Below are 24,428 nucleotides of genomic sequence, written 5' to 3' on the forward strand. Positions count from 1 at the left end.
CGGGGCGCTGTCTTTTATAATGATTGAAAACGGTACCATTTCATCAAGAAAGCGAGGAAGGGAACGTGTTCAATTTCAGTTATAAAACGCAGCGCTATCTTATTCTGTTCGGTTTCCTTGCCATTCCGGTGCTCTTGTCACTGACCTTCTCTTATTATCCGGCACTATCGCTGTTGTATTACAGCTTGACGGACTGGTCGGGTCTCGGCTGGGATATGAACTTTATCGGCTTTGATAATTACGTCGAAATTTTTACGAAGCCTGAAGTGTTCAGTTCACTCAAGAACAATCTGTATTATCTGGTCGGGGGCCTCATCCAGGTCGTGTTTGCCCTCTATTTTGCCGTCATTCTGACAAGCAAGCTGAAGGGGAGGAACGGCTTCCGGGTTGCTTTGTTCCTGCCGTACGTGCTGCACAGCGTGGCCACGGTCATCATGTTCAAGAACGTATACCACATGGAATACGGCTCGCTGAATACGCTGCTCGGCGCACTGGGGCTCGAATCCTTGCAGCAGAGCTGGCTGGGCGATAAGGGGATCGTGAATTTTGCCCTGGCGTTCATCTCGATGTGGAAGTACATGGGGCTGAACATGGTTATTTTTATCGGGGCGCTCCAATCGATTCCGGGTGACCTGTACGAGGCAGCCTCGATTGACGGGGCATCGGGTTGGCAGAAGTTCCGTTACATTACCTTGCCTAGCATCCGGGGCGTACTGGAGCTGATGCTCATCCTCACCTTGACGGGCGCTCTTGAAGCGTTCGATATTCCGTTTGTGATGCTGCTCGGGGCGAACGATACGTCGACCTTCGTTATCAAAACGGTGGATACGGCATTCAAGTATCAGAACTTCGGACTGGCCTCGGCGATGGCGGTCGTGCTGCTGATCATCGTGTTGCTGTTCATTGTCATCCAGCGGAAGCTGCTGTTCAGGGAGGAGAAGCAATCATGAGAAGGGAACGCTCGCTCGGCTTTACGATGTTCAACTATTTCACGCTGGTTGTCGCTTTGTTCGTGGTGTTTTTTCCGATTTACTTCATCTTTGTAGGGGCGTTCAAGACCCAGGTGGAGTATTATCAATCAGGCCTTAGTCTACCGGATAATTTCTTTAACTTCGAGAACTTTAAGCGGGTAATCGATATCGGGGATTTGGGACTTGGCTTTCGCAATATCCTGATCGTGCTGGTCATTTCGGTTGTCGGCAATATCCTGTTTGGCACCATGGTCGCTTATGCCGTCGGACGGTTTGAGTTCAAGATGAAAAAAGCCATCATGGGCATGTATCTGGTCGCTCAGGTCATCCCGATGGTCACGACACAAGTGGCTACCTTCAGCGTCATCCAGAGCCTGGGAGCATACAACACGATGTTTGCGCCGATTCTGCTGTACCTGGGGGCTGATGTGCTCCAGATCGTCATCTATCTGCAATTCGTCAACAGCATCCCGCGGGATCTGGATGAGAGCGCCATGCTGGAGGGGGCGTCCCTGTTCAAAATCTACCGTTCCATCATCTTCCCGCTGCTTGCGCCGGCTACGGCCACCTTGGTCATTCTGAAGAGCATCTCGATTTACAACGATTTTTACACGCCGTATCTATATATGCCGAGCCAAGACCTGAAGGTGGTGTCTACCGCGATTTATTCTTTCATCGGTCCGAACGCGGCGCAGCTGAACGTGATCTCGGCAGGCATTCTCATTATTTTCATTCCGACGGTCGTGTTGTTCTTGTTCATGCAGCGGTATATTTTTGCGGGGGTTACGAACGGAGCAGTCAAATAACGAACACTAGACGATGTAGAAGAGGAGACTCGATATATGAACTCGACAAACACGTGGACGGAAAAAGTATGCGGCATGACCTGGGGATGGACTGGCGTACGGGGCTCCTGGTCGGGACCCGAGGCGGAATTCTCCATGGAACGCATGGCGGACATGAACGTGAATTGGGTGGCCATTGCGCTGTCTGCCGTGCAGGCAACGCCGCAGTCGACGGAAATCCCGTTCCGGGAGGAACCGACGGTGACGGATGACGAGGTGCGATGGGCCATCCGCAAGGCGAAGAGCCTGGGCCTGAAGGTGTGCTTGAAGCCGGTCGTGAACGTCGCGAACGGAACATGGCGAGCCCATATTAACTTCTTCGACGAGGAGGTTCCCGGTGAACCGAGCTGGGCCGAATGGTTCCGATCCTATGAGGAATTCATTCGCCATTATGCCGAAATCGCGGAGGAAGAGCACTGCGAGATGCTGTGCGTGGGCTGTGAGATGGTGCAGGCCGACAAGCGGGACGTGGAGTGGCGGGCCCTGATTGCCGGTGTACGAAGCGTTTATAGCGGGCTGGTGACGTATAACTGCGATAAATATCAGGAGGAGCGCGTGCGCTGGTGGGATGCGGTAGATATCATCTCCTCCAGCGGCTATTATCCGATCGATCAGTGGGAGGAGCAGCTGGACCGGATTGAAGGCACGGTCCGCCGATGGAACAAGCCGTTCTTCTTCATGGAAGCTGGCTGCCCGAGCCGCGAGGGCTCCCCGGCCCGGCCGAACGATTGGTCGCTGCCCGGCGGCCCGTCGGAGGAGGAGCAGCGGCGTTATTATGAAGCAATGTTCGCGGCCTGCGCCAAGCGGGATTGGATGCAGGGGTACATGCTGTGGGACTGGCCGGCACGGCTGTACGGTCTGGAGGAAGCGGCCCTGAACGATGATTATTGCATGTACGGCAAGTTGGCCGAGGAGACGGTGAAGACATTTTATGCTGCCGGAATTCGGGTTTAGATTGTTACCGGCTGGACTTACCGGGTTCGCCAGGTAGCTGAGCTTAAGAATATAGGGTTGGTATCGCACCGCTTGCTTCTTTAGACGCGCGGTGCGATTTTGCTATAGTTAAGGAGATATTCTGGAACCTAACAAGAAAATGATATGTTAGCATAATTTATGACAATAAAAACAAAAACACTTCATTTGTTTTAGGCGTGTTAGCGATTATCATTTGAAATGTAAGCGATATCAGTAAGCGCTTCATGAGAAAACGGGAAGCGTAATACATTCATAGTACAGGGGGAAGACGAAATGAAAAAAAGATTCACGATGGCACTGCTTCTGCTCTTAACCGTATCATCCATTTTGGCCGCCTGCGGAGGAAATAAAACGAATAATGCAGGCACTGAGACGCCGCCGAGCAATAACGCAGGCAGCGAGCCGACCGAGGCATCAGAGAAAGCGGAGCTTGGCGGCAAGCTGAAGGTGCTGACGCACCGAACCGACCTGGTGAATGACGGCACCCTGGACAAATACGTGGAGGCCTTCAAAGCAAAATATCCGAAGGCCGAAATTGAATTCGAAGGATTGACGAACTATGCGACGGATATTCAGGTCCGTCTGACCACGGGAGAAGCCGGCGACGTGCTGATGATTCCGACCGGCCTTGCCACCTCGGAGTACAGCAAGTATTTTGAGCCGCTGCCGGACGCGATGTTCGAGGATGTCTATTTTGCGGACAATACCCTCTTCGAAGGGAAACGCTATGGGATCTCCACAGGCGTCAATACGCAAGGGATTGTGTATAACAAAAAAGCGTTCGAGGCAGCAGGCGTCGACAAAGTGCCAACCACGCTGGATGAGCTCCACGGGGCTGCGGAGAAGCTGAAAGCGGCGGACATCATTCCGCTGTACATGAACTTCGGGGCTCAATGGACAATGGGCAACTGGGCGGATAACTCCGCATGGTACGTGAACGGGGATCCGCAGTTCGCCTCGAAGCAGGTAGCCGAGGAAGCGCCGTTCCAGGTGGATAATGCTTGGGGAATTCTTGCGAATATCGGACGCACCTTCGTGCAGAATGAATGGGTAGAGAAAGACCTGTACACGAACAACTGGGAGATTTCGAAGGGCGAAGTGGCTTCCGGCAAAGCGGCGATGTACTTCCTGGGCAACTGGGTAATCCCGCAGGTGATCGGCGCAGGAGCAGCTTCGGAGGATATCGGCTTCTTCCCGCTCCCGTATGATAATAGCGGCAAGTACAACGCACCGCTCGGTTCGGATTATTTCATCGCCGTCAGCAAAGATAGCAAGAACAAAGAGCTTGCCACGGCTTGGGTCGATTTCTTCGTGAAGGAATCCGGCTATGTGGAAGATTCCGGCTTCATGCCGATCATCAAGTCGGCAGAGTCTTCCATATCGCAGCTTGCCGAATTCCAATCGTTCAATCCGACGTTGATCGAGAGTGAAGCAACCGATCCGAAGTTTAACGAAATCGCCAATAAAGCGCAAATCGGTATGGGTACTGGCGATTATGTTCAGGAATATATTGTGGCAGACGATCTGCAGGCTGCGTTCGACAAGCTGAACGCGAAGTGGAAGGAAGCCAAAACCGCACTGGGCTATTAATCTGGAGGAACCAACAGGTTCAGCCGTAGTGCTGCTCGAGCGGCCTTATCCTGAGGTGATCAGGATAAGGCCGTTTCGGTTACGAGTATAGATGGATTGAAGAGGAGGCGGATATATGAAGAGGATATTGTTGCTGGGCGATTCCATCCGGGAGGGATATGAGCCTTACGTTAGAGAAAGGCTGGCAGGCCTTGCAGAGGTCGTGGCACCGGGGGAGAACGGGCGCTTCTCGTTTTATACGCTGTGGGGCGTCAATCTCTGGATGAAGGAGCTGGGGACGCCTGATATCGTCCACTGGAACAATGGCCTGTGGGATGTGCACCGCGAGGCTCCGAGGGGTGAATTACTGACGCCGATCATCGATTATGTAACCAATTTGAAGCGGATTGCCCACGAGCTGCAGCGGACAGATGCGCATATTGTATTTGCCACGACGACGCCGGTGCATCCGGAATCCGAGGGCAGAAGCAATGAAGAGATTGACGCCTACAATCAGGCAGCGGTGGAGGCGCTTGTGCCGATGGGCATTACGATTCATGATCTGAATGCCAGGGTCAAAGAGGAGCTGAGCGGTTATTTGTCGGATGACCGCCTTCACTTGAATCAAGAAGGATACCGGATGTGCGCCGACTCGGTGGTGGCGATGCTCGGTCGCTATCTGTGACGTTTGGGCAAGGCCAATGAGCCTTAAGGCGCGATTCTATGGAATCTTTACCAAAAATGGCATAAGTCTATTATAGGTTCTAACAAATTTGTTACATCCTACTTGCGTTATGACGATATTATAGAATAATATGAAGGGGCGCGGCTTTCATAGAGGGGACCCGCGCTTTTTTGCTATCTAACTTGCCTGGACACCTTCTTATCGGAAGCCCCCCCTGTAAGAGAGTGTTATGACACGGAAGGTCGGCATGCCTTAAGGGTCTACAGGCTTGGGATGCGCATTTTCATATTTTCCATGTATAATAGAAGAAATCATTCAAATAGGAGCTAGGAAATGAAAAAGCTAGGAAGAAACGATCTATGTCACTGCGGAAGCGGGAAAAAGTACAAAAGATGTTGTCTTGAAAGAGATGAACGCACGGTATACGGTAAAGTCATCCAGTTCCCTGGTGCGAGAGCAGCAGAGCCTAAGCTACAGGTCGATCAATTGCGGCAGATGATTAACGACAAGCTGGGATGGATGGACTGGAACGCTGATGAGCATCGTGAGCTTGCAGAGTCTGTGTTTCCTCAAATCTGCCGGGATTACGAATTGCAGGATGATCAGCAGCTGTTTCAAGTGTTCAGCCTTCTGATGGTCTGGAACAGCTTCTCCCGAGAAGCCAATCCGAAGTACCGCAAACAGGGCGGATATGCAAGTGCGTTAGAATATATAGTAACTTCATCGCTTAACATTTCAACAACGAAGTCTGATATCGCGAAGAAGCATGAGGTTTCCGTTGCTACATTGACCCGCAACAGCGGTCAGATTCAAGATTTCATGGATGGCGTAGCTGCATCCGGCGACGACGCGAACGTCGAGGATGAGGAATCCGATAGCGAAGTGGACAAGGACTTGTCCTTGGGACGCTAGCACTGCCAAAGTGAAGCTTCATAGTATTGAGTGCGGCATTTGCGCATTCGGTTTCATAGCTGTGACCGCCCCCAAGTGTGGCGGTCATTTTGCGTTAATCCATAAACCGGCGTTTCCGTAAGGCCTGCTAACCGGACCTAGGCTGAAGCTTTGCATGAACCCGTCAGCAGCCAGCCCAAAGTTATGCCGTATAACAGATGACCGGCCAGCCAGAATAGGAGGGCAGCGAGGTCAGTTAACTCCGGCGTACGTTTAGACAAAACGGTAGTCGGATACAGGAGAAGTCCTACGGCCAGACAGACCAAGGAAACCCAAGACAAGCTTCGCCCCCGAGGCCAGTTCTTTGACTTTAGAAAGATGGCTAGAAGAATGCTCAGCAGGACGGAGATGACGAGGTGCAGCGCAAACTCGATCAGTTCGGGAAGCTTCAGCTCTTTCAGGACAGGCACGTAATCGACGTTCAGGAGCAGCGTGTAGACCTCCAGCGAGGTGATGTGCTGGGTGATCTTGAGCAACAGCCCAAGAAGAATGCCCGCCGCGATGCCTGCCCAGACCGGCCCGTTCAACTTGAATATACTCCATATGAACAACGCCCCCTTTTTTTGTTCATTGTATAATACCTGTCGATCCGATGTGAAACGAACATTCGCTGTTCAACATTGGAACGAATCGAGCGAGTACGAGGGCAGGCAGATAAAGGTGAATCCCCCTTTCCGCTCTTCCTGAAGCCGCCTGGCGAGATGAGGAAGAGCTGGCTCTCCTCCGGCGAAGAAAGCAAACCTTGAAGGCTGCCGGCAGCTCAGCTATGCAAGAGTCATCGGCTTAGCGTGCAACCCAATCTTGTTTAGAAATTGTATAGTTCGGTCCTATATTCTAGTTCTATAGACTTATACAGTGGAGTGATAGGATGACAGACGAGTATTTTGATGAGATGCGCAAGTTCGGCCACGAGGATGAGATGAGGTACCGGATATTGATGCGAGGGGTAAAGAACCTGCTGGAACAACGAAAACGTGAAAAGTCCAAGCTGTTCAAAGTACTCCCGCATCGCCAAAGGAAAAAAGACCTGCGTGTAGGCAAATGGTCATGATGTATCGATAACGGAGCAGTAGTGAGCAATGGCAGACAGATCCATGACTTATTCCAAATACAGTGACTGCCCTGATGGCTAGGGTGGTTTTTCTTTGGGTCGGCATGTTTCCAGAACGCACTTGTCGGTTGTTGTTTCCAAAATGATGGACGGGTGGCTAGCCGATTCGTTTAACAGATGATGTGCTGCCGTTCCGGCTGCCATGTCTTGGTTTGCGAAAACCTGTTTTAGATAATAGCACCTATACTGCGAGAAAAGCCCAAATTAAAAAAACGGCCCCTCCCGCTTGAATGCGGAAGGGAGCCGACTCTATTACATGTATGCTACACTGGTGCCAGTTCAGGGGCGGGTGGCGTAGTTGGTTGTTTGGGTTCCGCTGGTTCTTGCTTGACGGCTGAAGGCCTGCGCATGCCTTTTCCGCGCGGGACGCACATCGGGGTCCCGTACAACGGGTCCGGAATAATCTCGCACGGCAGTTGGAACACGGTTTGCATCAGCTCGGAATTAATGATTTCTCCCGGTGCGCCCTTGGCCTTGATGCTTCCATCGCGAATGGCGACGATATGATCGGCATAGCGGCAGGCCAGATTGATATCATGCAGCACCATGACAATGGTCCGTTGCTCTTGAACATTTAATTCATACAGCAGATCCAGCACTTCGATCTGGTGGGTTAAATCCAGATAGGTGGTCGGTTCATCAAGCAAAATGAGCGGCGTCTCTTGTGCCAGCGTCATCGCGATCCAAGCCCGCTGGCGTTGGCCGCCGGATAACGAGTCAACCGTACGGTCAGCCAGTTCAGTCAAACCTGTGGATGCCAGCGCCGCCGTGACAGCTTCCTCATCCTCGCGTGACCATTGACGAAGCCAGCTCTGGTACGGATAGCGTCCTTGCTTTACCAGCTGCATCACCGTTAATCCTTCCGGGGCGGTAGGTCCTTGGGGTAAAATAGCGAGCTTACGCGCCACGTCCTTCGTGGACAAACTTGCGATATCGGCTCCGTTCAATACAACCGAGCCGCGCTGCGGTTTCAACAGCCTGGCCATGGAGCGCAGCAAAGTGGACTTGCCGCAGCCGTTGCTGCCGATAAACACGGTGATTTTACCTATAGGCACGGTTAAATCCAGATTTTCGAATATAAAGTCTCCCCCATAGGACAGACCCAATCCCTTTGCTTCCAGCGTATTCATGACGCCAGCTCCTTTCGTTTCTAGAATCGATTGCGGTTACGATACAGCAAGTAGAGGAAGAACGGCGCGCCGATCGCGGCGGTGAATACACCTGCCGGCACGTCGCGCGGCAGAAATGCCGTCCGTGCTACCAGGTCGGCGACAAGCAGTAGAATCGCACCGATCAGTGCGCTGACCGGCAGTACGCTTCCGAAGTTAGGCCCCACCAGCCTGCGAGCCATGTGCGGTGCCATCAGACCGATGAAGGCGATGGCGCCGCCGATCGAGATGGCAGCTCCGGCCAGAGCTACACTAAGTCCGATTAGGATCAGACGCTGCTTCTGAACCTGGGCGCCTGTGCTGCTGGCAACGTCGTCTCCTAAGGCTTGAATGTTCACATTGCGGGCTTGCAGCCAAGTAAGCGGTAGAAGTACCGCAATCCAAGGCAGCAGAGTCATAACGTCCTTATCCCAGGACATGCCGTAAATGCTGCCTGCCATGAAGGTAAGAGAGCGGTCGGCCAACTGCAGCGGTCCGGATATGATCAGCATATAGGAGATTGATTTGATGGCAGCCGATACTCCGATACCGATCAAGACAAGCCGCAGCGGCGATACGCCATTCTTCCACGCAAGCATATACAGCAGTCCGGTAATGAAAAAAGCACCGAGGATGGCGAATAGCGGCATCCAATGGATCGATACGGTGCCTGTGAATATGAAGATGAAGAGAACCGCTCCAAGCGATGCTCCCTCCGTTATGCCGATGACATCGGGGGAGGCCAGGGGATTGCGGATGACGCCCTGCAGAATAGCCCCCGCCACCGCGAGAGCGGCGCCGATCAGCACGGCGATAATAATTCGAGGCAGCCTTAGCTGCATGACGATGACCTGCTCCATGGGCGGAGCATCGCCGAACAATGCCTTTATGACATGAAGCGGCGAAACAAACTGGCTTCCCGTTCCTGTGCTAATAATCATGGCGGCGATGCAAAGCACGAATAGGATCAGGCATACCCATAGTGTTCTTCTCTCCAGCATAAACGATACTTTTGCGTTCCTGGAGCGGAATATGCGGTGTTTACTCATTGTGCTCGTCTTCCTTTCCTGGCTATGTACACGAAGAACGGCACGCCGATGATTGCGGTCATCACGCCAACCGGGACTTCCTTCGGCATGGCAATATATCGGGAACCGAGATCGGCCGTCACCAGCAGAAGTGCGCCCAGCACCGCGCTGTAAGGCAGAATCCAGCGATAATCATTTCCTATTAAATACCGAACGATATGCGGGATGATGATTCCGACGAATGCGATGGGTCCAGCAGCGGCAACGGAACCTCCAGCCAGCAATATAACGGCCGCTGCCGCTAACAGCTTAATGAGGGCTGTTTTTTGCCCAAGGCTCTGGGCGATGTCGTCACCCATGGAGAGGGCGTTCAGATGACGGCCCAGCAGGAGTGCAGCCAGCATGCCAACGGTCATGTACGGCCACACGGCTGCGAGTTGGTTCAAATCGCGTCCGGCTACCGAACCGACCAGCCATACCAGCACCTGGTCGAACATTTTGCCATCGGAGAGCATCAATCCCTGCGTCAGGGAATGGAAGAAGGCGGCTATAGAGGCACCCGCGAGGGTGATTTTTACCGGCGTCATGCCGTCCCTGCCGATGCTGCCCAGGAAAAACACAATACCGCCGCTTACCGCGGCTCCGATCAGCGCGACCCAGGTTAGGGATTGGAGTCCGCTGATGCCCAGCCAACCCGCCGACATAATAATGAAGAAGGCCGCACCGGAGTTTACGCCCAGCGTGCTGGGCGATGCAATCGGATTGCGCGTGATGACTTGCATGAGCGCACCCGCAACAGCGAGGGATGCTCCTACGGCAAGCGCAATGAGCGCCCGGGGCAGTCTTGCTGTGAGAATGATCAGATGCTCGTTGCTCCCGTTGAAGTGAGTGAACGATTCCCATACCTGATGAAGAGGTATGTTCGTTACTCCAAATGCGATGCTGCCCATGACCGCAGCAGCCAGCGCCAATAGCGATATGAATAGTCCGAATACGCGCATATATACTCACTTTCTTAAGTCCATGAATAATTAAGTTCATATGAATTTTAGGTGAAGGGACCCCATCTGTCAATGAGCTTGATAATCATTCTCATAAATATCTTGATATTTTTCATGAAACCCTTTATAGTTTTGAATCAGTGATTGATAATGATTTTCAAGTAGAGGGATATGACACAAGGGGGATTTAGATAGGAATGGGAAAAAAAGTGGTACATAAACCAACGAGAGGCCTCAAGTTTAGCTTGCTGGCTCTGATCATGATCGTGATTCTTGCCGGGTGCGGAGCAAGCCCGGCAAAAGAAAATGCAAACAACGAGGGCAGCGACACAACGAAAACCGCAGAGGGCAACAGCGGCGCTGCAGCCGGCGGCGAATCGTATGAAGTTACGCATGCCATGGGGACGGAGACGATCAAGGGAACGCCTCAAAAGGTTGTCGTCCTTACGAACGAAGGAACCGAGGCGCTTCTCGCATTGGGCGTGAAGCCTGTAGGTGCCGTTAGATCCTGGACAGGCGACCCATGGTATCCGCATATTAAAGACCAGATGGAAGGCGTTACCGTTGTCGGGGAAGAGAGCCAGCCGAACATCGAGCTGATCGCCGGCCTGCAGCCGGACCTGATTATCGGCAACAAAATGCGTCAGGAGAAAGTATACGAGCAATTGAAGGCGATCGCGCCGACTGTTTTTGCTGAGGATCTTCGCGGCGAGTGGCAGAACAATTTTGAGCTGTATGCCAAAGCGCTGAACAAGGTATCCGAAGGCGAAGAGCTATTGGCTGCATACGACAAGCGGATTCAGGATTTCAAAGAGAAGGCCGGAAGCAAGCTGGACGAGACCGTCTCCGTGGTCCGTTTCATGGCTGGCAAGACGCGCGTGTACCATACCAATACGTTCTCGGGCGTTATTTTCGATAAAATCGGCATCGCTCGCAACGACATGACCAAGAACGCCAAGGACGATTTCGTTGACGAGATCACGAAGGAGCGTTTACCTGAGGTGGAAGCCGACAGACTGTTCTACTTCACTTATGAAACCGGGGATGGCGGAGCCAACCAAACCGAGCAGGAATGGATCAACGATCCGCTGTGGAAAAACCTGAACGTCGTTAAGAACGGTCAAACCCACAAAGTGGACGATGCCATCTGGAATACAGCAGGCGGCATCCTGGCAGCGAATCTGATGATTGACCAGCTTCAGGAGTTTTACGGCATTCAGTAATGAATGAAGACGAATGCAGCAGACTAGTATTGTCGTATAGCGGATGATGCTAGGAAAAAGCAAAAAAGGAGGCATTCCAAAAGATCTTAGATCTTGAGGGATGCCTCCTTTTTTTGCATCGCAGCGTGGATAGTATCGCCGCGTAGGCAGTATCGCCGCGTAGGCAGTATCGCTGCGTCGGCAGCAACGCAGCGACGCTAGCGACGCACGTAGGTAGTATCGCGTGTAGGCAGTACCACTACGTCGGCAATCACAGCATAGCCAACATCGTCGCATCGCAGCGTGGTCAGCATCGCGCGTAGGCAGTATCGCGTGTAGGCAGTAGCACCACGTCGGCAATCGGCAGTAGCACCAAAGCACCAAGCCCAACAGTAGCACCAAGCCCAGTAGTAGCAAGTAGCACCAATTCCAGCAGTTGCACTAAGACCAGTTAGTCGCACCAAGATCAGTAGTCTCACCAAGATCAGTAGTAGCATCAATCCAACAGTTAGTAACAAGGCTCTCTGTTAACGGACACCAGTTCCCTTATTTGCCTGATTGGCCTCCAATTCTTAAAACTAACGGACACAGGATCCCTTATTACCTCAAAAAGGTGCCTATTTGCCTTCATATTCTAGAAATAACGTATCTGGTGTCCGTTAGCGTTCGAAAATTACGCCTTTTCAGCTAAATAACGTATCCTCAGTCCGCTTGCCTTGAGCAAGTCGCACCAAGCCCAGCAGTAGCTCCAATACCAGCAGTAGCAACAATACCAGCAATACCAGGAGTAGCTCCAATAATAGCAGGTAGCACCAAGATCAGTAGTAGCACTAAGACCAGCAGAAGCCTAGAAGTAGCCTCAATACCTGTTAGCACCAAGGCCACCTGTTAACGGACACCAGTTCCCTTATTTGCCTGATTCGCCTCCAATTCCTAAATCTAACGGACACAGGATCCCTTATTACCGCAAAAAGGTGCCTATTTGCCATCATATTCTAGAAATAACGTATCTGGTGTCCGTTAGCTCTCGAAAATTACGCCTTTTCAGCTAAATAACGTATCCTCAGTCCGCTTGCCCTCGAGCAGTAGCATCAATCACTGCTGTAGTACCAATACCAGCAGTAGCCCAAGATCAGCAGTAACACCAATCCCAGCAGTAGTACCAAGATCAGTAGTAGCACCAATACAAATAGTAGCTCTAGAAATAACGTATCTGGTGTCCGTTAGCTCTCGAAAATTACGCCTTTTCAGCTAAATAACGTATCCTCAGTCCGCTTGCCCTCGAGCAGTAGCATCAATCACTGCTGTAGTACCAATACCAGCAGTAGCTCAAGATCAGCAGTAACACCAATCCCAGCAGTAACACCAATCCCAGCAGTAGTACCAAGATCAGTAGTAGCACCAATACAAATAGTAGCCTCAACACCTGTAGTTAGCACCAAGGCCACCTGTTAACGGACACCAGTTCCTTTATTTGCCTAATTCGGTCCCAATTCTTAAATCTAGCGGACACAGGATCTCTTATTACCTCAATAAGGTGCCTATTTGCCATCATATTCTATGAATAACGTATCTGTTGTCCGCTTTCACTCGAAAATAACACCCATTTGGCTAAATAACGTATCCTAAGTCCGTTTGCCTCGAGCAAGTCGCACTAAGACTAGTAGCCGCATCAAGATCAGTAATAGCACCAAGCCCAGCAGTGCCTCAATCCCAGCAGTTAGCACCAAGGCCACCTGTTAACGGACACCAGTTCCTTTATTTGCCTAATTCGGTCCCAATTCTTAAATCTAGCGGACACAGGATCTCTTATTACCTCAATAAGGTGCCTATTTGCCATCATATTCTATGAATAACGTATCTGTTGTCCGCTTTCACTCGAAAATAACACCCATTTGGCTAAATAACGGATCCTAAGTCCGTTTGCCTCGAGCAAGTCGCATTAAGACTAGTAGCCGCATCAAGATCAGTAATAGCACCAATCACAGCAGTAGCAACAAGACAGCAGTCGCACCAAGCCCAGCAGTAGCCTCAATCCCAGGAGTCGCATCAAGCCCAGCAGTAGCACCAAGACAGCAGTCGCACCAAGCCCAGCAGTAGCCTCAATCCCAGCAGTCGCATCAAGCCCAGCAGTAGCCTCAAGCAGTCGCACCAATCCCAGCAGTAGCCTCAATCCCAGCAGTCGCACCAAGCCCCAGCAGTAGCCTCAATCCCAGCAGTCGCACCAAGCCCAGCAGTAACTCCAATCCCAGCAGTAGCATCAATCCCAGCAGTCGCACCAATAGTAGCAGGTAGCACCATGCCCAGCAGTAGCCTCAGCTACATACTCTGTGTTCCCTCGGTTTCTACCTCTAAACCATAGCTACTCTGAGTTACCCGGTCCCTACATCGATTATAATCGACAGCCATCCAAGCATACCCCTTGGAACCGAACCACCCATGATGTTCTCCCTGAAATAACGCTTTTGCTTCACTTCACCTTGTTACGAAATCTTCACCACGATTTCCGCTCCGGCCACATAGGTCATTGCCTTCATGTAATCCGGGTCCTGGGCGCGTCGTTCCATCTCCTCGGGCGTCAGGTCCTCCATTCGCGTCTGAATCCACCATAAGTTGCCGAACGGGTCCCGTACCCGTCCCACCCGGTCGCCGAAGAACAAACTCGTTGGCTCCGTCACCGAGACGGCTCCTGCGGCGAGCGCTTGCTGGTAAGCAGCATCGCAATCCTCAACATATAAGCGGAGGTACGCCGGGCTATCCGGCCATTCCGGCTTTGCATCAAACATCATCACTACGGAATCTCCGATTCGCACCTCGGCATGGCCGATGACACTATCGCCAACATAGACGCGGGCTAACTCTTCGGCTTGAAAAGCCTGCTCCAGGAATTCAATCAGCGCTGCGGAGTTTCTTGAGATAATCCATGGTGTCACGGAGGTGTAGCCATCCGGAATGGGTTTAACCGCTTTTGATGGGTTCGTCATAAATAAGCTCGCTCCTTTAAACTTCATTTATTTGAATAACGTTTATGTACTCATTATGTTGGGGAATACATGACAACCCAGCGTCAGTGTTTCTGAAACAAGTGTCGGGTAGCCGGCGTTTTTTATTCGCGAAAGACCTCTGCCACCGTACAACATCATGATCCACCGATCACGGAAGATTTCGCACATGGGGTTCTGTCCGCGAACCGTTAACGTTTGACAGCATCTACAAACCTATGTACAGTATTAGACAAAAGAATAGGAAGTCCACTAGGGGAGCCGTTAGCGGCTGAGACAAGAGCGTATCTTGGACCCTTTGAACCTGATCTAGTTCGTACTAGCGTAGGAAAGTGGAGCCTTCGTATATAAGGTCTTGGTGCGTTTTTGGCGCACTCGGGCTTGTTGACGAAGCCGCTCCAGTTTTCGGGGCGGCTTTTTAGCGTTGCCTGGAAAGTCGTGTCTTATGGACTTCCTGCTCTTCAATAATGTTGGAGGTGGGGACAAAAATGAGTTTTACGCAAGAGCTCCGTCAGCAGGCGGGAGGCATTTTTCAAGCAATCTTCGACCATCCCTTTGTAAAAGGTATTGCCGAGGGGAAACTGGAGCGGAAACAACTGATCCACTATGTGAAGCAGGATTTTGAGTATTTGAATGCCTACATGCGAATTTACGGCATCGCCATATCTAAATCGACCAGCCGGGAAGAGATCGCGACCTTTAATGAACAGATTTCATTCATCCTGCATAGCGAGGTGCATCCGCATCAGAATTTTTGTGCAGCCGCCGGGGTGACCTACGAAGAGCTTCAAGGCTATCCGCTGGCTCCGTCCGCGCATCACTATATCCGTCATATGCTCACGGTGGCGCATGAGGGCAGTTTGGGCGAGATTATGGCCGTACTGCTGCCTTGCCCGTGGACCTACCTGGAGATTGGCCGTAAGCTGCTGGATGAAGTGAAGCCGGATGAATCCCATCCGTTCTACGATTGGATTTATTTCTACGGCAACCGGGGGGAAGACGCGACAGCCAAGTTCTGCAGCCGTGTCGATGAATGGGCGGAGCGTGCGACGGCAGCCGAGCGAGAACGGATGAAGGAGCATTTTATGCTGAGCTGCCAGCTGGAGTATATGTTTTGGGATATGGCTTATAAGCAGGAGGAATGGCCGGTGCCGTTGGAGGCTGCCGTGCTGTAAAGAACGAAGTCTACAAGCTCATAAATTCCAATATAGCGAAGAGAGGCTGATTCATATGCATACATGGGAAAAAGAGGTTTCGGCGCTTTTAACAAAGGTGCGGCAGACGAGCCCCCTCGTTCACAACATGACGAACGTGGTGGTTACGAATTTTACGGCTAACGGCTTGTATGCGCTGGGCGCGTCGCCGGTCATGGCTTACGCGCCGGAGGAAGTGGCGGATATGGCCGCCATCGCGGGCGCGCTCGTATTGAACATCGGCACGCTGAACCGCGAGCTTATGGATGCGATGATCATAGCCGGACAATCGGCGAACGCACACGGCGTACCGGTCCTGCTGGACCCGGTCGGTGCGGGTGCGACCCGTTTTCGAACGGAGTCGGCGCTGCGGATCCTAAACGAAGTGAAGGTATCGCTCGTGCGCGGGAATGCGGCTGAAGTCGCTCACCTTGCCGGAGAGGCCCGCGAGATCAAAGGCGTAGACGCTGGCAACAGCACCGGCAGTGATCATGCCGAACTGGCTGTGCGGGCTGCGCGCGAATTAGGCACGATCGTGGCCATTACCGGTGAAGAGGACGTGATTACCGATGGAAACGAGGTACGTATCATTACCGGCGGGGATGTTCTGCTCACGAAGGTGACCGGGGCAGGGTGCCTGCTGACCTCGGTGCTGGGTGCCTTTGCCGCAGTAGAAGCAAACCTGCTGCTTGCCGGTACGGCGGGCCTGGCCTTCTACGGGGCCGCGGCGGCGAGAGCTGCAGAGCGAACCGCGGACCAGGGACCGGGAAGCTTCCAGATTGCTTTCCTGGATGAGCTGGCAAAGCTTCATCCAGGCTCGCTGGAGGGCTATGCCGCTGTCCGGGAAGCGGAAGCGTCCGCTGCAGGTGGCGCACGATGAGCAAGTCTCACGTTCCTCGGGCACTGACGATTGCGGGGTCTGACAGCGGCGGCGGTGCCGGCATTCAAGCCGATCTGAAAACCTTCCAGGAGCTTGGGGTATACGGCATGTCAGCGATTACGGCGATCACGGTTCAGAATACATTGGGGGTTCAAGGCGTTTATCCGCTGCCTCCCGAAGCAGCTGCTGAGCAGATTGAAGTGGTTGGCTCGGACCTCGGAGTCGATGCATTGAAGACAGGCATGCTGTTCAATGCCGAGATCATTCGCCTGGCTGCTGACCGGATTCGGGCATTCGGCTGGGAGAAGGTCGTTGTGGATCCCGTGATGATCGCCAAGGGCGGAGCGGAGCTGCTGCAAAGCGAAGCGGTGCAGGCTTTAAAAGAGGATTTGCTGCCGCTGGCGTTAATTGTCACCCCAAATATACCGGAGGCAGAAGTATTGGCGGGGATGCGTATCCGCACGAAAGAAGATCGGAAGGAAGCGGCGAGGCGCATCCGGGATCTGGGGCCCAGGATCGTTGTGATCAAAGGCGGTCATGACGAGGGAATGCCCGGCAGCGGTGAAGTTGCGGATCACGAAAGAGACAGGGGATCAGCTAAGGCGGCGGGTACGCAGCAGGAAGAGTTGTCTCAGTCCGAAAGTACGTATGGCCAAACAAGAACCGCCAGCGATAACGGGGAGTTTAATGAGGGACGCTCCCCCATGATCAAGAATGATGACAGATTCGGTAATCCCGACAGTCCTCCAGTCATGGACCTCGTATACGATGGTATCGCCTTTACAGAATTATATGGACAAAGAATTCGTACCGTTCATACGCACGGTACCGGCTGCACTTTCTCTGCCGCGATTACCGCAGGCCTGGCCCAAGGCTTAAGCGCATTCGATGCCATTCAGAACGGGCGTACATTCATCCAGGCGGCCATTGAGGACGGCTTAAACCTGGGACAGGGACACGGCCCAACAAATCATTGGGCATATCGTCGCCGCCATCAGGAGGTGCTGCGATGACGGGCAGAGTGACACCCGAGATGATGAGGCAGCATCTACGGATGTACCTCGTACTTGGGAGCGTGAATTGCATCGTCGAGCCAAGCCGGGTCGTGCAGGATGCATTGGCTGGCGGCACGACCATGGTCCAGTTCCGCGAGAAGGGACAGGGCGCACTTGTTGGCGAGCCGATGATTCGGCTGGCCCGCCGTATCCAGGCCGAGTGCCGCCAAGCAGGCGTGCCCTTCATCGTCAATGATGATGTGGAACTGGCACTGAAGCTGAACGCCGACGGCGTGCACATCGGCCAGGACGATGAATCTGCGGCTTCGGTACGTGAACGGATCGGCAATCGGATTCTGGGCGTCTCGGCCCATTCTGTTGAGGAAGCCAGGCGCGCCATTCTCCACGGTGCCGATTATCTTGGCATCGGGCCGATCTATCCGACCCGCTCGAAGGATGATGCCAAGGCTGCGCAAGGCCCGGCGATTCTTCGAGAAATGCGCGAAGCTGGCATCCATCTGCCGATCGTTGGGATTGGCGGGATTACCGTGGAGCGCGTGGAGGAAGTGATTGGGGCGGGTGCGGATGGCGTCGCCGTGATATCCGCCGTGACGGGAGCGGAGTCGGCGCGAGAGGCTGTGGAGGCTTTTATAGGAAAGATACGCTGTGCAACCGAACGAATTTTTTAAAATGTAAGAGGATCATGATAAGGATCATGAAAAAGAGTGTCGAATTTCTTCGGCACTCTTTTTTTGTTTACGTCAGATTTTAAATTACTGTATATGTTCAGCTTATCCCTCAACATGCCATTCTTTGGGTCCATTCTCGCGTTTCATACCAGATCAGATTGCCATAGCGACCCGGATATGATATACGTAGGACAATGTACCTGCTCCACGATGAGTGAGCTCTCCAAATAAGTTGAATAGGAGATCGGAATGAATAATAGGCAAAAAGAGATTTTTCGTAATTTGTTAATGGAACCGAACCGGCTGTGGCTCGTTCAGGATCTGGCGGATCAGACCGAGTGCTCGGAGAAGACGATCCGAAACGATCTGAAGGTGATTGAAGAACATATAGTTCAGCACTCCAGTGGCCATCTGGTGAAAAGGCCGGGACTTGGCGTATATCTGGAGATCGGAGAAGCGGATCAGGCTAATTTATTCCACCGCTTGTATTCCAACGAGAGTACCACCGAGAATGAAACCGATGAGGAAAGGGTGCTGCACCTGGCCTATCGGCTCTTGATGAACGCGAAGCCCGTAACCCTGCAGAACCTGGCTTCACCGTTTTATGTGAACAAGGCAATTATCCGTCGGGATATGGAAAAGATTGAGGACTGGCTGCGCAGCTTTGATCTGAGCTTAATGACGAAACAGCGTGTAGGTTTCATGATTGAGGGCACGGAGAAGAACAAACGGATGGCGCTGGCGCGGTTGAACCAATTGATCAACCGTCCGGAGTTGACGGGACAGATGATGCGTAATCAGTATGAACCGCATGAGATTGCAACCGTATACAATGAATTGAAGGCGTTGCAAAAGCAGCATCAGCTCCGCTTCACCGATGAAACCTTTGAAAGCCTGATGCTGCATATTCTGCTCATGGTCAAACGGACCAAGCTGGGACAGCCGATTTCGCTCTCCGAGCAGGACATGGCCTTTTTGGAGAACAAAGCGGAATTTGAATGGGCGATAGGCTTTTTGAAGCAGCTGCAAAAGCTGTTCGCTGTACCTTTTTCCAAGGAAGAAACCGCTTATCTAACCCTGCACCTGCTTGGAGGGAAGTTCCGATACACGCAAGAGGACGGAGGCGCTGGGCGGACCGATCTGGCAGACAGCCACCCCCTTCTGCCCCAATTGGTTGAACAACTGATTCGGCGGATGTCGGAGCTGAATATGATCCCTTTTTCCAAGGACCAGGTATTATTGAACGGGTTGAAAGTGCATTTGTACACGACCATGAACCGTCTTCATTATGGGCTGGCTGTGTCCAATCCGATGCTGGCTGAGATCAAAAAGATGTATCCCTATATGTTCGATCGGGTCATCATGGCACTGGAAGAGGTAGGGGGAGCGCTCCATCTGTACTTTCCCGAAGAGGAAGCCGCATATTTGACACTGCACTTTCAGGCGTCTGTGGAACGGCTTCACCAGAATGAGAGCCACCCTCAGAAGGTCATTATTGTGTGTCATATGGGCGTTGGGATGTCCCAATTGCTTCTCGCGAAGGTGGAACGGAGATTCCCGTCCGTGCATGTGGAGGCAACGATGTCGAGAGCGGAAGTGCAGGATTATCTGGCTGCTCATGAGGTGGATCTTGTCATTACGACCGTTGATCTACCCGAGCTAAAATCACCACATATCCTCGTCTCCCCTCTGCTCGAGGCCAGTGACGAGCGGAAGCTGGAGCAAGCAATCCGGCGGATCGATGAGCCGGACAGCAGGACGGCTGAGGAGTCGGTCTTTTTGAAATATACAACTCCTTTTCTGGTCTTTCCTCAGCAGGAGGTAAAGCGTCCAGAACAGTTAATCGCCAAGTTTGCGCAAATGCTGGAGGACAAAGGGTATGTCGAGGCAGGGTATACGGAAAGTGTGCTGGATCGTGAGCATATGTCTGCTACGACGATTGGGGGTGGCATTGCCATCCCTCATGGCAGCTCGGAGCGGGTTAAACAGTCCTGCATCGTTGTTGTGACTTTGAAGCAGCCGATTCCCTGGGGAACCGAGAAGGTAGAGCTTGTGTTCTTGCTTGCGGTTAAACATGATGAGCGGAAAGAGATGCGGCAGCTGTTCAGAGAATTGTCGCTGATCAGTGAGCAGCCGGCTTTAGTCAGTGCGTTGACTAAGGAGACGGATGTGATGCGATTGCTGAGTGCGTTGAAAGGGTAACATTAGCATTAGAAACCGTGATTAGTATTAGAAACTGTGAAGATGAAGCAGGGCGGTATACGTCCTGTTTTTTACATTTTTCGGGGTACTTACAAAGTATTTAGAAAACATCGCAGCATAGGCTCCGCTATGTGGGATATTTTATTGCGAAATAAACCTGTTTTTCCGGAAGTTCCGGTAAAAAGTTCATCCGATAACAGCGTTTTCAGCGTGTACACTATAAATGTAAGCGGGAACATGACAGCAAAGGAGAATGACGAACATGAAAATATTAGCGATTACTTCATGTCCTAACGGAATTGCACATACGTATATGGCCGCTGAGAATCTGCAGAAGGCAGGCGCGAAGCTTGGCGTTGAGATGAAAGTGGAGACCCAAGGCTCCATTGGCGTGGAGAACCAATTCACGGAGCAGGATATCCACGAAGCCGATGGCATTATTATCGCGGCGGATAAGACGGTGGTGAAGGACCGGTTTGTGGGTAAAAAACTGCTTGTCGTTGGTGTGCAGGATGGTATCCGTCGTCCAGAAGAGCTGATCCAACGGATGATGAAAGGGGATGTGCCCGTCTATCAAGCACAGTCCAAGTCTGCTGCTGAAGATATGACAGGAGAGAACAAACCTAAACAAAATCCGATCTACCGTCACTTGATGAACGGCGTATCCTATATGGTACCGTTTATCGTAATCGGTGGACTGCTCATTGCAATCGCACTGACGATGGGCGGCGTAAAGACGCCGGGTGGGCTGGTTATACCGGAAGGTTCGATCTGGAAAACGATTGAGAGTATCGGCGCGGCTGCGTTTACCTTCATGGTTCCGATCCTAGCCGGATTTATCGCCATGAGTATTGCGGACAGGCCGGGTCTGGCACCGGGTATGGTCGGCGGGTTCATTGCTGCCAACGGCAGCTTTTATGGAAGTGAAGCGGGAGCTGGATTTATCGGGGGGATTATTGCCGGTTTCCTGGCGGGTTATGTTGCACTTGCTATTAAAAGGATCAAGGTTCCTCGCTCGCTGCAGCCGATTATGCCCATTATCGTTATCCCTGTACTGGCTTCACTAGTTGTAGGGTTAATCTTCGTCTTTGTGATTGGTGCTCCGGTTGCGGATCTGTTTGAAGCGTTAACCGTCTGGCTAGCAGGAATGCAGGGTACAAGTTCGATTCTGTTGGCGCTTATCTTGGGCGCGATGATTTCTTTTGACATGGGGGGGCCCGTGAATAAGGTTGCGTTCCTGTTCGGCTCGGCCATGATCGGTGAAGGAAACTATGAGATTATGGGCCAAATTGCCGTAGCCATCTGTGTTCCTCCGATTGCAATGGGACTGGCAGCAATGATTAACAAAAAGAAGTTTACACCTGCGGAACGTGAAGCAGGCAAAGCAACATTTACGATGGGACTGTTCGGTATTACCGAAGGAGCGATTCCATTCGCGGCGCAAGATCCTCTACGCGTCATTCCGAGCATCATGGTCGGATCGATGACGGGTTCGGTGGTTGCCATGTTTGGCAGTGTCGGTGACAGCGTAGCCCATGGCGGCCCGATTGTAGCCGTGCTCGGTGCCGTTGATCATGTGTTGATGTTCTTCCTCGCTGTCATTGTCGGCGCAGCCGTATCGGTTATCATGGTGAGCCTGCTCAAGAAAGACGTTTCAGCTGTGACTCCGGCAGTTGTTGGAGAAGGAGCGATAGAGGATCCTGCCGAAGCAGGTGGAGCGTCCGTAGTAAATGTGGATGCACCTTTGGCTGCGGACTCAGCCGAAGCGGTTCCAACCGTAATGAATAACGGTACAGCAACGGAAGTTTCTGCTATCCGCGTTGAGAAATTGACGGATATTGTTACACCGGATCTCATTAACCTGAATCTGGTCGGAACGACACAGGATGCGGTTATCGACGAAATGATCGGTGTATTGGAGCGGAATGGGGCGGTAAGAGCTGACGGAGATTTTAAACAGGCCATATTAGCCCGGGAACAAGAAAGCTCCACAGGCATCGGCATGAATATTGCGATTCCTCACGGTAAATCGGATGCTGTCCTGAAACCAAGCGTGGTCTTTGGTATCCAGCAGGATGGTGTAGACTGGAAGAGTCTTGACGGCAGCGAAGCCAAACTGATCTTTATGATTGCCGTGCCGCGTAATAGCAAACAGAATGCGCATTTAAAAGTGCTGCAAATGTTGTCCCGCAAGCTGATGGACGATGATTTCAGAGAAGCGCTCTTGGCGGTGACAACGAAGGAAGAGGCCTATCAATTGCTCGATCAGGTGCATTGATTCAAGATGCTAAAGTGATTCCACCTAGCCATTGGTTGGGTGGGCAAAAGTAGCCAAGGAGCTTGGCTTATCGCAGAAGGATGATGGCTGATCTATTGGAGATAATCCTGCCGTTATCTCATCATATTAGGGTTTTATGAAGCCATTCCAATGAAGCCAGCCCCGCACAGAAATGAGCGGGGCTGGCTTCAATTTTGCACATACTTGAACCGAAGTAGGCATTTCGCCTTTCCATGTATTTGGTACTCATATCTGTATATCTGTCATCTGATCTATTAAGGGTATGTTTTGCTGTCATATTTTGCATAATGACAATGATATCCAGAATATGATAAAGTTTGTTCATTCCGTGTCCAATGGATTTTGTCCGTTTAGAGTGGACAATAAACGAAAATAACATCTGTGGGTGATAACAGCATGAACATGAAAAAACTTGGCTTACTTCCGAAAATCCTTATAGCCATTTTGCTCGGCATTGCGATCGGATCGTTCTCACCGGAATGGCTGGTTGCCGGATTAGCTACCTTTAGCGGGTTATTTGGAAACTTTCTTGGGTTTGCCATACCTTTAATTATCATCGGATTCATTGCTCCCGGGATCGGGGAGCTGGGAAGAGGAGCCGGTCGCCTGCTGGGCGTAACCACGGGCCTTGCTTATCTCTCCACCATAATCGCGGGACTGCTGGCATTCTTGGCAGCGACGCTATTGTATCCGTATATGTTGGAGGTTGGCGGGCTGGTTAATTCCTACACCAATCCGGAAGAGGCGCTGCTGGAACCCTTTTTTAAAGTTGACATGCCGCCTGTATTCGGGGTGATGACTGCCCTGCTCCTTGCCTTTACGCTGGGGCTGGGAGCGGCTGTAATCAAGGGGCAAGCCTTGCAGAAGGTCATGGTTGATTTCCGCGAGATTGTTGAGAAGCTGATTGCCTCGATCATCATTCCGCTGCTGCCATATCATATCCTCTGCGTGTTTGCTAACTTAACCTATGGCGGGCAAGTGACCATGATCCTGTCGGTATTCGCCAAAGTATTTATTATGATCATTGTCCTGCATGTGCTGTTCCTGATCATACAATACTTGGTTGCTGGTCAAGTCGCGCATAAGAATCCGTTTGCCATGCTGAAGAATATGCTGCCAGCTTATTTTACGGCGATAGGTACGCAGTCTTCTGCCGCTGCCATCCCGGTTACGCTGCGCCAAACCAAGCTGAACGGAGTCAGTGGGAAGGTCGCTGATTTTGTCATCCCTCTATGCGCAACTATTCATCTATCCGGCAGCACGATTACGCTGGTAAGCTGCTCGATGGCCGTCATGCTGCTGACAGGGATGCCGACATCCCTTGGCATGATGTTCCCTTTCATTCTGATGCTGGGCATTACGATGGTTGCTGCTCCCGGAGTTCCCGGAGGCGCCGTTATGGCGGCACTCGGCTTGTTGGAGTCCATGCTGGGCTTCGATACGACGCTAACGTCGCTCATGATCGCCCTCTATATTGCGCAAGACAGCTTCGGAACGGCTTGTAATGTAACCGGAGATGGAGCTATCGCCGTGATTACGGACCGCGTGAGTAAATCTGAGCCTGCGTGAATAACGTGAGCACATTTACATCGCGAATGATCAGAATCCATCACCCTATAAGAGTTAGGGAGAAGCCTGCCCATTTCCTAAGAGATGGGCAGGCTTCTTATTGATTTTTTCTG

At 52.0% G+C, this 24,428-nt stretch carries 20 protein-coding genes and 1 riboswitch; of the genes, 15 read left to right on the forward strand and 5 right to left on the reverse strand.

Features of this window, described 5'->3' with window-relative positions; translation table 11 throughout:
- Positions 1-65 precede the first annotated feature (65 nt).
- From AC0VZ8_RS05845 to AC0VZ8_RS05870, 6 genes are all read left to right on the forward strand, one after another.
- A complete protein-coding gene (locus AC0VZ8_RS05845) occupies positions 66-950 on the forward strand; it encodes a carbohydrate ABC transporter permease (RefSeq protein WP_071221331.1) in 885 nt (294 codons plus the stop codon).
- On the forward strand, positions 947-1,777 hold the full coding sequence (locus AC0VZ8_RS05850) for a carbohydrate ABC transporter permease (protein WP_475486335.1): 831 nt from the start codon (positions 947-949) through the stop codon (positions 1,775-1,777). The genes AC0VZ8_RS05845 and AC0VZ8_RS05850 overlap by 4 nt, the downstream gene beginning before the upstream one ends.
- Before the next feature lie 36 nt (positions 1,778-1,813).
- A complete protein-coding gene (locus AC0VZ8_RS05855) occupies positions 1,814-2,770 on the forward strand; it encodes a glycoside hydrolase family 113 (protein ID WP_475486336.1) in 957 nt (318 codons plus the stop codon).
- A gap of 294 nt (positions 2,771-3,064) precedes the next feature.
- The gene (locus tag AC0VZ8_RS05860; protein ID WP_475486337.1) at positions 3,065-4,381 is read left to right on the forward strand and encodes an ABC transporter substrate-binding protein; all 1,317 of its coding nucleotides are present in this window, start codon (positions 3,065-3,067) and stop codon (positions 4,379-4,381) included.
- A gap of 115 nt (positions 4,382-4,496) precedes the next feature.
- Positions 4,497-5,045, forward strand: a complete 549-nt coding sequence (locus AC0VZ8_RS05865) for an SGNH/GDSL hydrolase family protein (protein WP_475486338.1) — start codon at positions 4,497-4,499, stop codon at positions 5,043-5,045.
- Between the two features lie 333 nt (positions 5,046-5,378).
- A complete protein-coding gene (locus AC0VZ8_RS05870) occupies positions 5,379-5,957 on the forward strand; it encodes a YecA family protein (protein WP_071221327.1) in 579 nt (192 codons plus the stop codon).
- Positions 5,958-6,094: 137 nt separating this feature from the next.
- Here AC0VZ8_RS05870 and AC0VZ8_RS05875 read toward each other — a convergent pair whose 3' ends face one another.
- On the reverse strand, positions 6,095-6,523 hold the full coding sequence (locus AC0VZ8_RS05875; protein WP_475486339.1) for a hypothetical protein: 429 nt from the start codon (positions 6,521-6,523) through the stop codon (positions 6,095-6,097).
- Between the two features lie 341 nt (positions 6,524-6,864).
- Between AC0VZ8_RS05875 and AC0VZ8_RS05880 the strand changes: the two genes are divergently transcribed.
- Positions 6,865-7,047, forward strand: a complete 183-nt coding sequence (locus AC0VZ8_RS05880; RefSeq protein WP_113060721.1) for a hypothetical protein — start codon at positions 6,865-6,867, stop codon at positions 7,045-7,047.
- Positions 7,048-7,370: 323 nt separating this feature from the next.
- Here the strand turns inward: AC0VZ8_RS05880 and AC0VZ8_RS05885 are convergent, their stop codons facing one another.
- From AC0VZ8_RS05885 to AC0VZ8_RS05895, 3 genes are read right to left on the reverse strand one after another with little or no spacing between them, the layout of a single operon-like run.
- On the reverse strand, positions 7,371-8,237 hold the full coding sequence (locus AC0VZ8_RS05885; protein WP_475486340.1) for an ABC transporter ATP-binding protein: 867 nt from the start codon (positions 8,235-8,237) through the stop codon (positions 7,371-7,373).
- 20 nt (positions 8,238-8,257) lie between these two features.
- Entirely contained in the window at positions 8,258-9,304 is a 1,047-nt protein-coding gene (locus AC0VZ8_RS05890) for a FecCD family ABC transporter permease (protein WP_475486341.1), read from the reverse strand.
- Positions 9,301-10,284, reverse strand: a complete 984-nt coding sequence (locus AC0VZ8_RS05895) for a FecCD family ABC transporter permease (RefSeq protein WP_216533128.1) — start codon at positions 10,282-10,284, stop codon at positions 9,301-9,303. Before AC0VZ8_RS05895 ends, AC0VZ8_RS05890 begins: the two co-directional genes overlap by 4 nt.
- A 197-nt stretch (positions 10,285-10,481) precedes the next feature.
- On the opposite strand from AC0VZ8_RS05895, the gene AC0VZ8_RS05900 reads away from it, so the two are divergent.
- A complete protein-coding gene (locus AC0VZ8_RS05900; RefSeq protein ID WP_475486342.1) occupies positions 10,482-11,507 on the forward strand; it encodes an ABC transporter substrate-binding protein in 1,026 nt (341 codons plus the stop codon).
- Positions 11,508-13,969: 2,462 nt separating this feature from the next.
- Here AC0VZ8_RS05900 and AC0VZ8_RS05905 read toward each other — a convergent pair.
- Positions 13,970-14,470 (reverse strand): VOC family protein, encoded by a 501-nt coding sequence (locus AC0VZ8_RS05905; protein WP_475486343.1) that lies wholly within the window; start codon positions 14,468-14,470, stop codon positions 13,970-13,972.
- A 262-nt stretch (positions 14,471-14,732) separates the two neighbouring features.
- A riboswitch (TPP riboswitch) is annotated at positions 14,733-14,836 on the forward strand.
- Between the two features lie 140 nt (positions 14,837-14,976).
- Here AC0VZ8_RS05905 and tenA point away from each other — a divergent pair.
- From tenA to AC0VZ8_RS05940, 7 genes are all read left to right on the forward strand, one after another.
- Positions 14,977-15,663: a thiaminase II gene (gene tenA / locus AC0VZ8_RS05910; RefSeq protein ID WP_475486344.1), complete on the forward strand. Its 687-nt coding sequence runs from the start codon at positions 14,977-14,979 to the stop codon at positions 15,661-15,663.
- A 55-nt stretch (positions 15,664-15,718) separates the two neighbouring features.
- Positions 15,719-16,561 (forward strand): hydroxyethylthiazole kinase, encoded by an 843-nt coding sequence (thiM, locus tag AC0VZ8_RS05915; protein ID WP_475486345.1) that lies wholly within the window; start codon positions 15,719-15,721, stop codon positions 16,559-16,561.
- A complete protein-coding gene (thiD, locus tag AC0VZ8_RS05920) occupies positions 16,558-17,574 on the forward strand; it encodes a bifunctional hydroxymethylpyrimidine kinase/phosphomethylpyrimidine kinase (RefSeq protein ID WP_475486346.1) in 1,017 nt (338 codons plus the stop codon). The genes thiM and thiD overlap by 4 nt, the downstream gene beginning before the upstream one ends.
- Positions 17,571-18,245: a thiamine phosphate synthase gene (gene thiE, locus AC0VZ8_RS05925; RefSeq protein WP_475486347.1), complete on the forward strand. Its 675-nt coding sequence runs from the start codon at positions 17,571-17,573 to the stop codon at positions 18,243-18,245. The genes thiD and thiE overlap by 4 nt, the downstream gene beginning before the upstream one ends.
- Positions 18,246-18,494: 249 nt before the next feature.
- Positions 18,495-20,447, forward strand: coding sequence for a BglG family transcription antiterminator (locus tag AC0VZ8_RS05930; RefSeq protein ID WP_475486348.1), 1,953 nt, complete (start codon positions 18,495-18,497; stop codon positions 20,445-20,447).
- Between the two features lie 262 nt (positions 20,448-20,709).
- The gene (locus tag AC0VZ8_RS05935) at positions 20,710-22,725 is read left to right on the forward strand and encodes a fructose-specific PTS transporter subunit EIIC (RefSeq protein ID WP_475486349.1); all 2,016 of its coding nucleotides are present in this window, start codon (positions 20,710-20,712) and stop codon (positions 22,723-22,725) included.
- Between the two features lie 423 nt (positions 22,726-23,148).
- Positions 23,149-24,315 (forward strand): dicarboxylate/amino acid:cation symporter, encoded by a 1,167-nt coding sequence (locus AC0VZ8_RS05940; protein WP_216533247.1) that lies wholly within the window; start codon positions 23,149-23,151, stop codon positions 24,313-24,315.
- The last annotated feature ends 113 nt before the right edge of the window (positions 24,316-24,428 follow it).

This window comes from Paenibacillus sp. QJM3NY_38 (assembly GCF_056173265.1).

Coding starts and splice junctions, on each gene's coding strand:
- thiE (WP_475486347.1), top strand. CDS start 17,571: ATGACGGGCAGAGTGACACCCGAGATGATGAGGCAGCATCTACGGATG.
- tenA (WP_475486344.1), top strand. CDS start 14,977: ATGAGTTTTACGCAAGAGCTCCGTCAGCAGGCGGGAGGCATTTTTCAA.
- AC0VZ8_RS05880 (WP_113060721.1), top strand. CDS start 6,865: ATGACAGACGAGTATTTTGATGAGATGCGCAAGTTCGGCCACGAGGAT.
- AC0VZ8_RS05940 (WP_216533247.1), top strand. CDS start 23,149: ATGAAAAAACTTGGCTTACTTCCGAAAATCCTTATAGCCATTTTGCTC.
- AC0VZ8_RS05870 (WP_071221327.1), top strand. CDS start 5,379: ATGAAAAAGCTAGGAAGAAACGATCTATGTCACTGCGGAAGCGGGAAA.
- AC0VZ8_RS05895 (WP_216533128.1), bottom strand. CDS start 10,284: ATGCGCGTATTCGGACTATTCATATCGCTATTGGCGCTGGCTGCTGCG.
- AC0VZ8_RS05850 (WP_475486335.1), top strand. CDS start 947: ATGAGAAGGGAACGCTCGCTCGGCTTTACGATGTTCAACTATTTCACG.
- AC0VZ8_RS05855 (WP_475486336.1), top strand. CDS start 1,814: ATGAACTCGACAAACACGTGGACGGAAAAAGTATGCGGCATGACCTGG.
- AC0VZ8_RS05860 (WP_475486337.1), top strand. CDS start 3,065: ATGAAAAAAAGATTCACGATGGCACTGCTTCTGCTCTTAACCGTATCA.
- AC0VZ8_RS05885 (WP_475486340.1), bottom strand. CDS start 8,237: ATGAATACGCTGGAAGCAAAGGGATTGGGTCTGTCCTATGGGGGAGAC.
- AC0VZ8_RS05930 (WP_475486348.1), top strand. CDS start 18,495: ATGAATAATAGGCAAAAAGAGATTTTTCGTAATTTGTTAATGGAACCG.
- thiM (WP_475486345.1), top strand. CDS start 15,719: ATGCATACATGGGAAAAAGAGGTTTCGGCGCTTTTAACAAAGGTGCGG.
- AC0VZ8_RS05865 (WP_475486338.1), top strand. CDS start 4,497: ATGAAGAGGATATTGTTGCTGGGCGATTCCATCCGGGAGGGATATGAG.
- AC0VZ8_RS05935 (WP_475486349.1), top strand. CDS start 20,710: ATGAAAATATTAGCGATTACTTCATGTCCTAACGGAATTGCACATACG.
- AC0VZ8_RS05900 (WP_475486342.1), top strand. CDS start 10,482: ATGGGAAAAAAAGTGGTACATAAACCAACGAGAGGCCTCAAGTTTAGC.
- AC0VZ8_RS05890 (WP_475486341.1), bottom strand. CDS start 9,304: ATGAGTAAACACCGCATATTCCGCTCCAGGAACGCAAAAGTATCGTTT.
- AC0VZ8_RS05905 (WP_475486343.1), bottom strand. CDS start 14,470: ATGACGAACCCATCAAAAGCGGTTAAACCCATTCCGGATGGCTACACC.
- thiD (WP_475486346.1), top strand. CDS start 16,558: ATGAGCAAGTCTCACGTTCCTCGGGCACTGACGATTGCGGGGTCTGAC.